Raw genomic sequence first — 14582 nt, 5'->3', positions numbered from 1 at the left:
TAACGTTCCTTAAAGACGTTGCAGGATTTTAACTTTTTATAATAGAAGTTAGTGAATTACTACGCTTTTAGCTTAATATCTCACCTAACTCAGGGGTAGAATAATAGGAACTAGAATCAAATAAAAAGGGGTGTTAGGTAATGAAAGATAAAGAACAGTTGAAGAATAAGCTTAGTAAAGTTCAATATGAAGTAACACAAAATAATGGAACGGAGCCTGCTTTTCGCAATGAATATTGGGATCATAAACAAGCGGGTATTTATGTAGATATTGTTTCAGGGGAACCATTATTTACTTCCCTGGACAAATATGACTCTGGTTGTGGTTGGCCTAGCTTTACAAAACCTGTGTCAGAAGAAGCGGTTAAGGAAAAGGCAGATCATAGTCATTTTATGAATCGTACAGAAGTGCGTAGTAAAGAAGGGGATTCTCATTTAGGCCATGTTTTTACCGATGGACCTACTCCAACTAAGCTACGTTATTGTATTAACTCGGCAGCGTTACGTTTTATCGGCAAAGAGGATTTAGAGAAAGAAGGATATGGAAAGTATCTTACATTATTTGATAGGGAGAAATAGATAGTGGTTTGTTATGAAATATAATAAAATAGTAGTAGGAACTTTTATAAAAAGAATCAATCGCTTTATTGCTCATGTATGGGTAGAGGGAACCGAGGAAATTGTTCATGTAAAAAATACAGGCCGATGCAAAGAGTTGTTTATTGCAGGGACGAAGGTAATTTTAGAATGCTCTCAAAACCCAGCAAGGAAAACAAGATTTTCGGTTATTTGTATTTATAAAGGAGATAGGCTGATTAATATCGATTCCCAAGTACCAAATTATGTTGTTTTGGAAGCTTTACAGACAGGAAGTATTTCAGAGATAGCTACCATAGATACCTTAAGAAAAGAAGTCACCTTTGGTAATTCCAGATTTGATGTTTACTTTGAATCCCTTGGCAATAAGGGGTTTATTGAAGTCAAAGGAGTGACATTAGAAGAGGATGGTATGGTTATGTTTCCCGACGCTCCAACAAGTAGAGGGACCAAGCATGTATATGAAATGATTAAAGCCGTTGAAGAAGGCTATCAGGGATATATTTTCTTTCTTATCCAAATGAAAGGTGTCATCAGTTTTAGCCCTAATAGTAAGACAGACAAAGCTTTTGCAGCAGCCTTGAAACTGGCTGCTGCAAAAGGTGTTATATTACTAGCATATGATTCTTATGTTGAGGAAGATAAGATTGTAATCGGAGACAGAGTCGATATAGTACTGTAAGGTTTTAAAAAGCATTTAACCACAAAGATCACAAAGATGCACGAAGAACACAAAACATGTTAAATGGACACATTTGTGTTCATTGTGTCCGCGTAGCGACTTCGTTTCTTTGTGCTTCAATCGTTTTTTTTCTGTGGTTTAGAGTTTCTGAATTGTTGTTAGTAGGAGGAGAAGACTATGTATTTTGACACTGCCGAGGGCCCCGTATTTCGTCCGCCTAGCGAAGCGGATAGTTTTATTTTGCGTGTAACGATTGGGTGCTCTCATAATCGTTGTACTTATTGCAATATGTACAGAACTGTTGATTTTCGTACTCGCTCCATGGAAGAAATTATGGCGCAAATCGAGCAAGCCAAAGCGTATAAGGATATGATTCGCCGTATCTTCTTGGCAGACGGCAATGCATTAGTTTTATCAACCCCTAGGTTGTTGGAGATATTAAAAGTACTGCATGAAAATTTCCCCAAACTTCGCAGAGTATCTTGCTATGCGGGACCCAATGATATTTTACGAAAAACAACCGAAGAACTTCAGCGTTTATCAGAAGCAGGATTGAAACTAGTGTACTATGGAATGGAATCAGGCGATGATGAAGTACTGCTCCATGTAAATAAAGGCGTTACAAAACAACAGTCTATTGAAGCAGGGCAGAAAATAGTCGCTGCAGGCATCAAATTGTCATTGATGGTTATCATCGGCCTTGCAGGGAAGGCAGGTTCTAAAGAACATGCTTATCATACTGCTCAAGCAGTGAATGCGATTCGTCCCAATATGCTCAGTGCTTTAACCTTAATGATGTATCGAGGGAGCGAGCTAAGGGCCGAATATGAACGAGGTGAATTTACCTTATTGTCTCCCGCAGAAATTATGGGTGAACTGTCGCGATTAATTTCTGGTATTGATTTGCATAGTGAAGCTCATTGTTTGTTTCGCAGCAATCACATTTCAAATTATGTAGCCCTGGCGGGTACGTTGCCTCAAGATAAAGAAAAACTATTGGTGGATTGTAAGAAGGCAATGGAGCATTTATCGACGATGACAGAATGGGACCCTTACAATAACGTAGAACAGTGAGACTACTTTCCATCAAGTTATAGTAGGAGAGGGTTGTTTTGAAAAAAATTTTAAAATGCATTTATGTAATAAGTTTTATTTTTTTATTGTTACAGCCAGTATTGGTAAGTGCTATATACCTAGAGGAATATGAGGAAGCTCGTACTTTATATATGGCTGCCGCAGCTTGTACAGCTGTATATAGTGATCGAGTGGGAATCATTGCTCGGGACGCTCTAGTGCAAGATGGCTGGAAAATTCAGTATTACGTTGGGAAAGATAAAAAAGCAGATGCGAGATTTTTATTTGCCAAAAAGAGCCAAGAGGGGAGTTCCATTCCCCTATACTTGCTTTCGGCAGTAGGAACAGAGAATATAAAAGACGTAAAGACGGACTTACGAGTAGGTAAGGTCTATTTTGCTGGTAAAGGACCAGAAGAATTTTCAGAGAATGCTCAGAGAAAAAATATGCCTGATACAGTACCTAAGGTACATGAGGGATTCAATCAATATGTTCAGGCTGGTTTTTCCAAAGAAATAGTAGAAGAAGTTGGTAATTCAAAAAAACCATTTTTAGACATATTACAAGAGGACGGGGACAAAAAGGTATATTTAGTAGGACATAGTCTAGGGGGAGCAGGAGTTACCATTGGGGGAGCAAGATTACTAGAAATGGGGATAAAACCAGAACAAGTGGAGGTCATTACTTTTGGCGCACCAGCCGTAGGAAACCATGCCTTTCGCCAGAAATATGAGCCTTTGTTACACTTAACTCGTGTTGTGGCTACTGGTGACCCTGTAACTCAGGCTTTGCAAAAATTAGTGGGCGGGTATGAACAATTTGGGCGAGAAATTCGCTGGCAAGTACCTACTCTTGAAAATCCAGGACCTCATCAAATTACCTTATATTTAGACTTGGCGATAAAAAACTATTATCAGAAACGGCTGCAAGCTGTACAGGCGGGGGAGTTATCGATGCCTAAGCAGTCTTTTAGTACTTCTGAAACGTCAAGAGTATTTGTAGCACCGCTCAAAAATGATCTACCAGAGGAGCTGCAAGCAGAGTTTGTCTATATGAAAGAAGCTTTACAAGATGAATATCGCGCTACATTTTCTAATTATATGTTAGCTGGAGAAGAAACGAATGAGGACATCTTCCAAAAAGCGTTAGCAGAAAAATCTGAATGGGTGGTAGTGCCAACTGTACAGGCTCACAAAGTTAAGGATGAAGAAAATGTGTATTATATCACCTTGACACAAAGAGTATATCGCGTAGAGAATCGTGCTGTTGTTCATGCTGCTAGTTATGGAAGTAGTACTCGGGAGATGACGCCCTTGGAGGCATTTATTCACGATATGAAAACAATGAGTCATGATAGGCAAGAGTGGTTAGGTTCAGATAAGGGCAAATAGAATTTTGACTAAAAGGGCTCCTTTGAAAAGCAGGACATGTGTTCCTGCTTTTTTTATGCAATTGAAAGAATACGACCTTCTTGATCTCCAATATAAAGAATGAATACTTTGCCTATATCCTAGGGTTTGGTGTAAGCCAAGTCTTTTTCTATATTAAATAGTAAAGTAAAAGGAGTTTTGTATTCTTGAAAAATTGATTTTGCACTAATATACGGTGAAGCAAATTGTACTTTATTATAGCAAAAATTCAGAATATAATACGGTTAATGAATTCTAAGTCGTTCTGGTGTATGTACGAGTAAAGGGGGGAGAGGATTATTCTTACTTTTCGTTGTCGTCAAATACTAAAAAAAATTATAGATGCAAAACGCTCCTTTAAAATTAAAGACTTAGCTGACGAATTTCATGTTAGCACCCGAACTATTAAATATGACTTAGAAAATGTCCGTTTATGGCTAGAAAAACAAAAGGAACAAGTGGTTCAATTAGAATCCAAGCCCAATCTTGGAATATGGCTTGAGGGTGAAATTACAGCTATCAATAAAATTCGCAGTATGTTAGATAATGAAGCAGGCGTGGCCTTGCTGCTTAATCAAGAGGAACGAAGCAAGTATATTGCATTAGAATTATTGATTAATGAAAAGTTTGTTACCATTAATCTTTTAGCTGAGAAAATGGGAGTCAGCCGTAATACAGTAGTTGCTGATATGCAAAGAGTAGAACGGCTTCTTCAGAACTGGCGCATTGAAATGGAACGAAAGGTTCATTATGGTATACGTGCAGTTAGCTCAGAGGTTAACCGTCGGTTAGCGCTGGAATATGTAGTACAAAGTTTTTTAAATAGTAATGAAATTTCATATATTTTGCACAGTATTGCACGTGAGTATGAATTTCCATCTCGTGTAGGTAACGTTATAACCACTTTTTTATTAGAAAAAGACCAGTTGAAAATTGTATGCCAAGCGATTGGGCGTATTGCTGCAAACATTAAGAAGGTAGGAGAACAATATCTTTCTGATCGAATGCTGATTGGTGCGCTAATACGCTTTTGTGTTGTCATTCAAAGGATTAAAACAAACAATGGTCTTACCGCTTTCGATACGACCGTTGCGATACAAGCAAAAGAGCATCCTTTTTATAGTATTTTCAGTGAAGAATGCGCAGCACTCGCTAATCATTTGGGAACCGAGATATCTGATACAGAAATTGGCTTTATCTGGTTACAATCTCTAGGCAATGGCATGTATCATAATGAACTTCATCATAATGGTTATAAACAACCAGTAGTTACAGGCATAACTGCAGAAATAATCAGCAAAGTGAGTCAATGCTTAAAAGTAACGTATACAGATGACACAGAGTTATTTGATAGTCTGCTTGCCCATTTAACAGATAAATTAGCAAAATACGAATATGGCGTTATCGATCCGAATCCCTTGGTAGCAGAAGTCATTCAATCCTATCCAGAAATGTTTAGATGTGTAAAAGAAGTATGCTCTGAAGTATTTGCGGAAATTAGCGTGTTTTTGACAGATCCGGATTTAGCATATATCGTCCTTCACTTCCAAGCAGCATACGAGAGGAGATATGGGAGGTCACAGTTTAGGGCGATTGTGGTTTGCGGTACAGGACGAGGCACGGCTAGGCTGCTGAAGACCAGATTGGAAAATGAAATAAAAAGTTTGAGTGTGCTCGGGTATTGTTCTGTGCTTGAAATTGAGCAAGTCCTCAAAATGCAGCCCATTGATTTGGTGATTAGTGTATTGCCCATCAATACGGAATGCCCCCTTGTTGTTGTCAATTCCATACTTACACAACGAGATATAGTGGCAATTCATAAGGTATTGAAGAAAATATGTGGTACCCAATTAGAATATACCCAGGAGACTCCAGAAAAAAAACATGATTTTTCGGAATCCTTTATGTTAATGATTCGGAACATTAATGTTACAGAGTTACCTTTTGTTGAAAGCATTTCACAGGACATCATTAGTAAGGGATTTCAACTTGGTATGTTAATTACAAGTGAGTTTAAGGAATATCTTTCTGAGCAAGCAGCCGCTGGTTTAATGCTTCATAGTTTGCTTATGGTAAACAGGCTGGCCTTTGGCTCTCCCTATGTTGATTTTAACTATAGTGATCAGCCTGAGAGTAAGCGATTAGCGGAACTGCGGTGTAAATTGATCAATGTGCTAGGTGAAGAGTATCGTAGTATACCAAAAAGTGAAATTAGTGCAATACTTCGATATTTTTCGTGAGGAGGTATAGAAATGGCTTTTGATCTTCTGATAAAAAATGGTATGGTTATCGATCCTATTTCTAAAATCCATAGGAAATATGATATTGCTGTTGATGCTGGTCGTATTTTTAGTATCCACTGTCCAGAGGATTTTGGGTTAGAGAATAGTGCAAAAGACATGCTTGATGTCCAAGGTTCTTTGGTTACGCCTGGTTTAATTGATCTTCATACCCATGTATTCCCTGATGATGCTGAGCTAGGTATTGGTGCTGATTTGGTCGGAGTACAGCAAGGGGTCACTACACTAGTAGATGCAGGAAGTGCTGGTGCAGTAACGTTTCCAAGGTTTGTTACAAATGTTGTTGAAAAGAATACAACCCAAGTATTAGCTTGGATTAATATAGCTGGTGATGGATTGTGCTCTGGGCGGGATGAATTAAGTGACCTTACTAAGCTGGATAAAGAGAATGTAGCTGAACGGATTGGTCAATATCCAATCATTCGGGGAATAAAAGTACGAATGAGTAGTTCGGTATTGGGAAATAGCGGTTTAGAGCCTTTAAAAATAGCCAAAACATTATCTCGAGAGGTAGGACTCCCGCTGATGGTCCATATTGGTAATGGGCCGCCTGAGCTTGGAGATATCTTGGATGTTTTGGATGCCGGTGACGTACTTACCCATGCTTTTCATGGTAAAAAAGGTGGTATTTTTAAAGGTGATGAAATACTTCCTGAGGTACGTCAAGCTTTGAAGCGTGGAATCTTATTTGATGTGGGGCATGGAAACTCAAGCTTCAGTGTACAAACATTACAGAAAGCTCAAAGGGCGGGAATTAAGCCCTATTCAATCAGCACGGATATTTACTTGGCTAACTTTAATGGTCCAGTATATAGTTTAACAACTACATTATCAAAATTCTTGGCATTAGATTTTTCCTTGGATGAGGTTATTGCAGCAACCACTGTTGCGCCAGCTTCCATACTGGGGATGGAGCATGAAATTGGCTCATTGCAAGTAGGGAGAATTGCAGATATTAGTATTCTCACGATAGAAGATGGAGTTTTTGAATTTATTGATGCAGAAAATAAGACTTTTAAGGGGCGACAGTTGCTCCAAGCTAAATTCACAATAAAAGCAGGAAAGGTATTGAAATGTAGATGATAGATACACTTATTAAAACAATTTCTTTGGAGATGCCTATGGATCTGGAGGAAATGGCCAAGTTTAAAAAATTATTGCAGATGGTAGCAATCAATGCAAAACAAGCTGGTCTAGAAATATCTGAGGAACGTTGGTTAAGTATGGGAGTTCATTTGCTATCTGCCATTAGGCGTGTGAAAAAAGGCGAAAGACTTCCTACGGTAGATCAATTTATAATGGACCAAGTGAGTTCGAATATGATGGAGCTTAGTAGAAAGATATTACGAAAAATTGATAGTGAATTTAATGATGAGACTGAAACCGTGTTATTAGCCTTGCATTTTGAGACCGCTAAAAATAGTAATTAAAATAGGAAAGGGGATTTATGAATGGACAAGAAAGTTAGAGTGGTAATCGGGGATCGTTTAGGTAAAGGCCAGAAGGTAGCGCAAGGTGTAGAACAGGCTGGTGGTATACCAATCTTGATTCCTGGTGTTGCCGCTGATATGAAGGTGGCGGATACTATGCACAAAGAAGCAGCTGATTTTGCTATCTCATTTTGTGGTAGTGGTGGTGCAGGGGCTATAACAGCAAAAACCAAGTATGGCTATCCTGTTGAATTTGGTCTTCGTTCTGTTGATGCAGGTGTCACAGCCATTCGAGCAGGTAAGAAGGTGGTTGGCTTTGGCTTTATGGATATTGAAGAACTGGGCCGAAGGCTAACGGAAGAGTACATAAAATTACAAGAAAAAAATAAAGAGGTACAATAATGTATAAGGAGTTAAAACATACGTTATCTTTGAGGGGGACAGGTGAGAGCAAAGAAAGAGCTTTTAATGATGTTTTTTCTCAAATTAAGCCCTTGGTAGCCAAGACTTTTTCAAATATCGTTTTACAAATAGAGCCACAAGAGGTTGAAGTAGTATCTGCTATTGAAACCAGTTATACTGAAAAATTTTTAGGCATTTTATTTCCCCGTAAACGGATAAGGTATGATATTGCCGTTAATATTACTGTTCGTCTCAGGATGATTGATATGACGGAAATTCAGTTTGAGAAAAGAAATGAAGAATTATCAACGGTGCAAAGAGTGCTGCGCATGCAGTAATAGTTGGTATTAATTAAGGGAGGGATAGGCGGATGGATACAATGACGATAATTTTCGAGTCAATTATTATTGGCGCTTTGGTCGGTTTCGGCGTAGGGGCAGGTGCTGCTAGAATGTTCCATGCACCAAATGTTCAGGGAATGGGGGCTTTTCGGACTTTTGGCGAGCTAAATGCATGTGAAGGTGATCCAATTTCTCATTTCTCTTTTGGTTTAGGATTTTTATTTAATTCTTGGGCATCTGTTGTTGGTGCTGGTGCTTTTACTCAAGATGTAGAACATCGTATTATTCCAAATTGGGCGGCAGCAGCGTTGCTTTCTAAAAATCCTAAAGTGGAAGAAACTTTGCATAATCCAAAAAAAATGGCTTTGGCTGGTGCTGCCATTGGCATAGTTGTAGTTACTGTGATGAATTCAACAGCCGTGGCGATTCCGGCTTCATTGCAAGTTATTGCGACAAAAGTACTAGTCCCAGCAGCCAACTGGCTGATTAATCCAGTTATGCCTATCGTTTTCTGGATGGCAGCTATTGATGCCGGGCAAAGGAGCGGTACATGGGCTACTGTTCTGGGAGGCTTGTCGCAGCTTGTTATGGGAAATGCAGTACCAGGGATTGTCTTAGGTATTTTAATAGGTAAAGGTGTAGATGAAAGCGGTTGGAATCATATTACGAAGACCTTGGTAGTAGCCGTAGTGTTATTGTTTGTATTTAGTGGATTCTTCCGTGGATTTGATGCCAGATTATTAAATGAGTTTCATATTGGTGTACCAACAGGATTGATCGAATTCCATAAAATCTTTGGATCGGTGGTGAAATAGAATGGAGAATCAGGAAAAACAAACTGAATTAACAGGTTTTTGGTATTCTGAATGGGCTTTTGTTCTCTTTGTAGCTATGCTTTCTGCAGGGATATTTTCTGGTACCCATATGTATTATGTGTATCATATTGGTGCTTTTAATGATATTGCCATTGTGGCCATGTTGGAAGGTGGTTTGAAAACCGGTGCATATGGTGCAGCGGCAGCCTTTGGCGCAAGTTTTCTCTTTGCTCGAGTTTTGGAAGGACCCCTCGTCGGCATTTTGGATATTGGAGGTGCACTGCAGACGGGGATTGGAATTGGTGTTCCTGCTATGCTGCTTGGTATGGGAGTAACAGCTCCGCTGGCGTCTTTTCCTCTTGCGTTAGCTACTGGTGGGGCACTTGGTTTAATAATTGGAACGATCATCGTGTTAATTCGTAAATTTACAATCAGTGGAAACTCATCTACGTTCGGTGCTGATGTTATGATGGGGGCAGGTAATGCATCAGGACGATATTTAGGTCCTCTCATTATTATCTCAGCTACAATGGCTTCCATTCCCGTAGGTTTAGGTGCAGTAATTGGCGCAGCCATATTTTACGTTTGGCAGAAACCTATTGCGGGTGGAGCTATTTTAGGGGCAATGCTGCTTGGAGCCTTTTTCCCTATTCTGACGAAGTAGATGGCGAAAGACTATCTTGAAATTAGGGGTGCAAAGAATGAATATTTATCAAAAATTTGGTTTGCGTAAAATAATTAATGCAAGTGGTAAAATGACAGTACTAGGAGCTAGTGCAGTACATTCCGAGATTGCTCAGGCTTTGAGTGCGGCCGCTATGGATTATGTTGATATTCATGAATTGATGATTGCTGCTGGTAAAAAAATTGCACAAGTGACAGGTGCTGAAAATGGCTGCCCTACTGCTGGGGCTGCGCCAGGTATTGCGATAGCTACAGCAGCTGTTATTGCTGGCGAAAATTTGGCACTTGTTGAGAGAGTACCTAATACTGATGGTCTAAAAAATGAAATTATTCTTCAGAAGGGCCATTCTGTACATTTTGGTGCTTCTCTTCCCCAGATGATTGCCTTAGGCGGTGGTAAAGTTGTAGAGGTAGGGCAAGCCAATCACGTGGAGAAAGACCATATTCTTGGAGCAATTAATGAAAAAACAGCAGCATTATTTTACATAAAATCTCATCATGCAGTACAAAAAGGGATGCAGTCCTTAGAGACGATGATTGCTATTGCCAAAGAAAGAAATATTCCTATTCTTGTTGATGCAGCAGCAGAAGAAGATTTTAAATGTTATATTGCTAAGGGTGCTGATATCGTCATTTATAGCGGTGGCAAGGCTCTAGAAGGTCCAACTTCAGGGTTGATCTGCGGTAGAGAGGATTTAATTAAAGCCTGTCATAAGCAATATAAAGGAATTGGCAGAGCAATGAAGGTTGGCAAAGAATCCATTGTTGGTTTGATGACAGCCTTGGAACGATATGAATTGAAAGATGATGATTCACAAGGACAAATGGATCGCATGAATTGGTTGATTCAAGAACTTGCTGCTGTTCCTGGTATCAAAGGTGCCCTTGTGCAGGATGAAGCCGGGCGGGCGATTTATCGAGCGCAACTTACAGTTGATGAAAAGATTACGGGAATCAGCGCGATAACATTGGCTAAAGAATTAGAAGCAGGCGATCCTGCTATTTATACTAGGAATTATTATGCCAACATAGGAATCATCAATATTGATCCTCGTCCTTTATTATTGGATCAGGAGAAAATAATTGCGAATCGTATTCGTGAAATCATGAGTAAGTGCAAGGGGAAGGAAGAAAAATAATGAAAAATGTAACTGTTCGTTTAAATTTATTAGCTAAGGATCGTCAGAATGCCTTGGACATTGTAGAGGCTGCTGAGGGGCAAGTATATATTGGAATCATGGTTAAAAGTTTTAACTCCAATGATGAAGCGATAGAGAAAATTCTAGAATTTCAGCAAGCTAACATTCCGGTTTCTGTTGGTTTAGGGGCGGGAGATCCTGCTCAATGGAGTCGGGTTGCTGAAGTGGCTATAAAAACAAAACCAGTACATGTAAATCAAGTGTTCCCGGCTGCTGGTTATACCCTAGCAGGATTAAAAGGTGTCGGTAGCGATCATACAATGGTGAATGCGTTGATTAGCCCTGTAAGTCTTGGAAAGGTATCTGTATGTACAGGACCACAAAGTCAAAATTTCCAAGATAGTATCTCCTGCGATGGTGCTGCTGCCATACTACATGAAATTGGCATACATTCTGTAAAGTTTTATCCTATTGAAGGACAATCAAGATTAGACGAAGTTGCTGAAATGGTACGAGCGGCTGTTCGGCAAGGAATTAGGATATTTGAACCTACGGGCGGAATTGATATTCATTCGGTTCACAAGGTGGTAGAGGTTTGTGCTGAAAATGGTGCTGAAATCATCATTCCTCACATTTATACTGCACTGGTAGACAAGGCAACAGGTCTAACCGATCCTAAGAAAGTTGCTAAGTTACTTACTTCATTGTCAGGAAATTAATGTAAAAAACGAAAAGAATGATAGACCACTCTTTTGAAAGAATTTTCGGAAGGGTGGTTTATCTTACATTACACACTAATTTCTTGGTAAGTTGTGCTGATTCCATGTAGTAAAGTTATTTTCTTATTGAATAGGAGGGGGATATTATATGCACTATTTAGATGTTAAATTAGTTGCTATTGATTTGGATGGAACGTTGTTACATGATAGACGTCAAATTCCCAAAGAAACCATCCAGGTTATTCAGCAGGTTAAGCAGCAAGGCGTAATATTTACATTGGCTTCGGGCAGATCATTTTGCTCGGTGGTTCCTTATGCAAGTCAGTTAAAGATAGAAGTACCCTTGATTACTCATTGTGGTGCCTACGTTGCTGATATAAAAAAGGAAAAGATTATTACCCGAAGGCCTATCGACGTAGCTAAGTCAAAGGAAATTATTAGATTTTTTGAGGAGCAAGGTTACTATATTAAGGTGTATTGTAATGAAATGTTCTTTGTGCAGGAAGCCACGCCCAAAACCATTGAATTTTCGAGGAATTTTAATATTCCTTATACAGTCGTGGGAAGGGGACAACTAAGGACATTGAATGAGGCACCTTTTCGTATTGTTTTACAAGATGAGCCAGAGCGCATTCAGTATGCCAAAGAGCAGCTTAGCCAATGGAAGGATGCGGTCACTGTTTTTCAAGATTCACCACGGGGGTTGGAAATCGTGGATGTTGAGGTAAATAAAGGCCTTGCGTTAGGTACTATCTGCCGAGAATTGGGAATTCCTATGTCACAAGCATTAGCCATTGGAAATGAAGGAAATGATATTGCAATGCTTCGAGCTGTGGGATTGGGAATTGGGATGGGAAATGCTAGTACAGAATTAAAGCAGCATGCAGATATTATCATCCCTAAAAGCAATTTAGAAAGAGGTGTGGAATACGCTTTAAGGAAGTATGTATTAAAAGAAAATATATAATACTATCCAATATAAGTACTTCCGCATAATAAGGCTTTTACTAGAGGCTTCACTCGTGTTAGGATAAAGGAAAGGACTGGAATTATTTTTAAAGGAGAGTGTTCTATGTTTAAACAAACCCACGTTTTCCCCTTAGCATTGAGTATGATGATGCTTTCTACTACGTCTAGTGCAGTAGGAGCTCCGGAAAATTCTCAGATTGCTGACCGAGCCCAAATACAGGCTGAATATAAATGGAATCTTGAGGATTTATATACAAGCGATGATGCTTGGCAGGTAGACTACAACAAGGTGAAAGCTATGTTGCCTAAGATTGCCGAATACAAAGGCAAGCTGCATCTTTCGGGTAAGGATATGCTTGCATGTCTTACACTACGTGATGAAGTAACCATGATTACAGGAAAGTTGTATCCTTTTGCCCGTATGCATCAAGATGAAAATACGGCTGATAATAAGTACCAGGCATTAACTGGCAAAGCTCGATCATTAAATGTGGAAGTTAGTGCCGCTACTTCCTTTATTGAGCCTGAAATTGTATCTATGCCAACGGAAAAATTGCAGGAAATTAGGCGCCAGGAAAAAGGGCTAGCTATTTATAACTTCTATTTTGATAGTTTAATCCAGCAAAAAGATCATGTGCTTTCTCCTAAAGAGGAAGCACTACTATCAAAAGCAGGGGAAGTAGCGGAAACTCCTGCTACGGTTTTTAATGTTTTGGCAAATGCAGAAGTTCGGTTTCCCAACATTAAAGATGAGCAAGGACAGGAAGTCCAATTAAGTGAAGGTCGTTACACCACGTACCTTCGCTCGTCAGATCGACGCGTTCGTCAGGAAGCCTTTGCTGGTGTACTAGGTTCTTATGGTCAGTATCGCAACACCTTGGCAGCAACTCTCAATGGGCATGTCAAACAGCATGTGTTTTTCGCCCAAGCCCATAAGTATCCTTCGGCGCAGGAAGCTGCTCTTACGCCAAACCATATTCCTGTAGCCGTATATGATAATTTAATTCGTACCGTAAATCAAAATCTTGCCCCATTACATCGCTATGTAGCCTTAAAGAAGAAGGCCTTGGGCGTAGAAGAAATACATATGTATGATTTATATGCGCCGATCGTAAAGGATATAGATATAAAATTGACCTATCCAGAGGCCTTGGAGGTTGTAGGAAGAGCCTTAGCTCCTTTGGGGGAAGAGTATATCGAAAACTTTAACAAAGGTATAGCAGCAAGCTGGATTGATGTTTATGAAAATCAAGGAAAACGTTCAGGTGCCTATTCTTGGGGTGTTTATGGCATACATCCTTTCGTTCTTTTGAATTATCACGGAAAATATAGCGATGCCTCTACATTAGCCCATGAGATGGGTCATGCCATGCATAGCTACTATAGTGCCAAGCACCAGCCTTATCCTACTTCTGACTATGTGATCTTTACAGCAGAAACTGCTTCTACTACAAATGAAATATTACTCATTGATTATATGCTGAAGCACACAGAAGATAAAAAGACAAAAATATATCTCTTAAATCAATACTTAGAAAATATTCGCACTACCTTATATCGCCAGACCATGTTTGCCGAATTTGAAAAAGCGATTCACGAAAAAAGTGAGCAAGGGGAAACCTTGACGGCTGATGTGATGGAAGGTATGTATCATGAACTTAATGTAAAATATTTTGGTAGTGATATGGTTGTGGATAAAGAAATTGATATAGAATGGGCTCGTATTCCTCACTTTTATCGTAATTTTTATGTATATCAATATGCAACTGGTTATTCAGCAGCAACGGCCTTTGCAGAAAAATTACAAACAGAAGGTAAGACAGCCCAAGAACGGTACAGTATCTATTTCTTAAAAGCTGGTGGTTCAGATACACCAATCAATATTTTAAAACATGCTGGTGTGGATATGTCTACTCCTGAGCCTATCGAAATTACGTTACATAAATTTAATCGTTTGTTAGATGAATTGGAAATTTTAATGAAAGAAGAATCGTTCACAATTAAATAGTATCTTAATTTAAC

General features: G+C 39.2%; 14 protein-coding genes and 1 pseudogene. All 15 read left to right on the top strand.

Annotation, left to right across the window (positions count from 1 at the left end; genetic code table 11):
• Nucleotides 1-143 precede the first annotated feature (143 nt).
• Nucleotides 144-578: pseudogene (gene msrB, locus UFO1_RS16055) on the top strand (peptide-methionine (R)-S-oxide reductase MsrB); the annotation flags it as partial.
• A gap of 13 nt (nucleotides 579-591) precedes the next feature.
• On the top strand, nucleotides 592-1278 hold the full coding sequence (gene sfsA / locus UFO1_RS16050) for a DNA/RNA nuclease SfsA (protein ID WP_038672441.1): 687 nt from the start codon (nucleotides 592-594) through the stop codon (nucleotides 1276-1278).
• Nucleotides 1279-1455: 177 nt separating this feature from the next.
• Nucleotides 1456-2352 carry a radical SAM protein gene (locus UFO1_RS16045; RefSeq protein WP_038672438.1) on the top strand — a complete coding sequence of 299 codons (897 nt, stop codon included), beginning with the start codon at nucleotides 1456-1458 and terminating at the stop codon, nucleotides 2350-2352.
• Between the two features lie 38 nt (nucleotides 2353-2390).
• Nucleotides 2391-3743, top strand: coding sequence for a lipase family protein (locus UFO1_RS16040; protein WP_038672436.1), 1353 nt, complete (start codon nucleotides 2391-2393; stop codon nucleotides 3741-3743).
• A gap of 314 nt (nucleotides 3744-4057) precedes the next feature.
• On the top strand, nucleotides 4058-6001 hold the full coding sequence (locus UFO1_RS16035; RefSeq protein ID WP_371256731.1) for a transcription antiterminator: 1944 nt from the start codon (nucleotides 4058-4060) through the stop codon (nucleotides 5999-6001).
• A gap of 12 nt (nucleotides 6002-6013) precedes the next feature.
• Nucleotides 6014-7144: an amidohydrolase/deacetylase family metallohydrolase gene (locus tag UFO1_RS16030; protein ID WP_038672432.1), complete on the top strand. Its 1131-nt coding sequence runs from the start codon at nucleotides 6014-6016 to the stop codon at nucleotides 7142-7144.
• Nucleotides 7145-7182: 38 nt separating this feature from the next.
• Nucleotides 7183-7491, top strand: coding sequence for a PRD domain-containing protein (locus UFO1_RS16025; RefSeq protein WP_158442838.1), 309 nt, complete (start codon nucleotides 7183-7185; stop codon nucleotides 7489-7491).
• Between the two features lie 21 nt (nucleotides 7492-7512).
• Nucleotides 7513-7893: an SFCGS family glycine-rich protein gene (locus tag UFO1_RS16020; protein WP_038672429.1), complete on the top strand. Its 381-nt coding sequence runs from the start codon at nucleotides 7513-7515 to the stop codon at nucleotides 7891-7893.
• The gene (locus tag UFO1_RS16015; RefSeq protein ID WP_038672427.1) at nucleotides 7893-8231 is read left to right on the top strand and encodes a DUF4312 family protein; all 339 of its coding nucleotides are present in this window, start codon (nucleotides 7893-7895) and stop codon (nucleotides 8229-8231) included. The genes UFO1_RS16020 and UFO1_RS16015 overlap by 1 nt, the downstream gene beginning before the upstream one ends.
• A 32-nt stretch (nucleotides 8232-8263) precedes the next feature.
• The gene (locus tag UFO1_RS16010; RefSeq protein WP_038672425.1) at nucleotides 8264-9049 is read left to right on the top strand and encodes a DUF4311 domain-containing protein; all 786 of its coding nucleotides are present in this window, start codon (nucleotides 8264-8266) and stop codon (nucleotides 9047-9049) included.
• 1 nt (nucleotide 9050) lies between these two features.
• Nucleotides 9051-9713 carry a DUF4310 family protein gene (locus UFO1_RS16005; RefSeq protein ID WP_038672423.1) on the top strand — a complete coding sequence of 221 codons (663 nt, stop codon included), beginning with the start codon at nucleotides 9051-9053 and terminating at the stop codon, nucleotides 9711-9713.
• 37 nt (nucleotides 9714-9750) lie between these two features.
• Nucleotides 9751-10872, top strand: coding sequence for a DgaE family pyridoxal phosphate-dependent ammonia lyase (locus tag UFO1_RS16000; protein ID WP_038672421.1), 1122 nt, complete (start codon nucleotides 9751-9753; stop codon nucleotides 10870-10872).
• A complete protein-coding gene (locus tag UFO1_RS15995) occupies nucleotides 10872-11591 on the top strand; it encodes a KDGP aldolase (RefSeq protein WP_038672419.1) in 720 nt (239 codons plus the stop codon). Before UFO1_RS16000 ends, UFO1_RS15995 begins: the two co-directional genes overlap by 1 nt.
• Before the next feature lie 148 nt (nucleotides 11592-11739).
• Nucleotides 11740-12558 carry a Cof-type HAD-IIB family hydrolase gene (locus UFO1_RS15990; RefSeq protein ID WP_038672417.1) on the top strand — a complete coding sequence of 273 codons (819 nt, stop codon included), beginning with the start codon at nucleotides 11740-11742 and terminating at the stop codon, nucleotides 12556-12558.
• Nucleotides 12559-12663: 105 nt separating this feature from the next.
• Entirely contained in the window at nucleotides 12664-14568 is a 1905-nt protein-coding gene (gene pepF, locus UFO1_RS15985; protein WP_038672415.1) for an oligoendopeptidase F, read from the top strand.
• Nucleotides 14569-14582: the final 14 nt, after the last annotated feature.

Origin of the sequence: Pelosinus sp. UFO1 (genome assembly GCF_000725345.1) — a bacterium.
Taxonomy (GTDB): Bacteria; Bacillota; Negativicutes; order DSM-13327; family DSM-13327; genus Pelosinus.
This window is presented reverse-complemented; position numbering and strand designations above follow the sequence as displayed.

What these genes read in the sequence shown, in the direction of transcription:
- sfsA (WP_038672441.1), top strand. Translation starts at nt 592, where the DNA reads ATGAAATATAATAAAATAGTAGTAGGAACTTTTATAAAAAGAATCAAT.
- UFO1_RS16045 (WP_038672438.1), top strand. Translation starts at nt 1,456, where the DNA reads ATGTATTTTGACACTGCCGAGGGCCCCGTATTTCGTCCGCCTAGCGAA.
- UFO1_RS16030 (WP_038672432.1), top strand. Translation starts at nt 6,014, where the DNA reads ATGGCTTTTGATCTTCTGATAAAAAATGGTATGGTTATCGATCCTATT.
- UFO1_RS16025 (WP_158442838.1), top strand. Translation starts at nt 7,183, where the DNA reads ATGGATCTGGAGGAAATGGCCAAGTTTAAAAAATTATTGCAGATGGTA.
- UFO1_RS16020 (WP_038672429.1), top strand. Translation starts at nt 7,513, where the DNA reads ATGGACAAGAAAGTTAGAGTGGTAATCGGGGATCGTTTAGGTAAAGGC.
- UFO1_RS16015 (WP_038672427.1), top strand. Translation starts at nt 7,893, where the DNA reads ATGTATAAGGAGTTAAAACATACGTTATCTTTGAGGGGGACAGGTGAG.
- UFO1_RS16010 (WP_038672425.1), top strand. Translation starts at nt 8,264, where the DNA reads ATGGATACAATGACGATAATTTTCGAGTCAATTATTATTGGCGCTTTG.
- UFO1_RS16005 (WP_038672423.1), top strand. Translation starts at nt 9,051, where the DNA reads ATGGAGAATCAGGAAAAACAAACTGAATTAACAGGTTTTTGGTATTCT.
- UFO1_RS16000 (WP_038672421.1), top strand. Translation starts at nt 9,751, where the DNA reads ATGAATATTTATCAAAAATTTGGTTTGCGTAAAATAATTAATGCAAGT.
- UFO1_RS15995 (WP_038672419.1), top strand. Translation starts at nt 10,872, where the DNA reads ATGAAAAATGTAACTGTTCGTTTAAATTTATTAGCTAAGGATCGTCAG.
- UFO1_RS15990 (WP_038672417.1), top strand. Translation starts at nt 11,740, where the DNA reads ATGCACTATTTAGATGTTAAATTAGTTGCTATTGATTTGGATGGAACG.
- pepF (WP_038672415.1), top strand. Translation starts at nt 12,664, where the DNA reads ATGTTTAAACAAACCCACGTTTTCCCCTTAGCATTGAGTATGATGATG.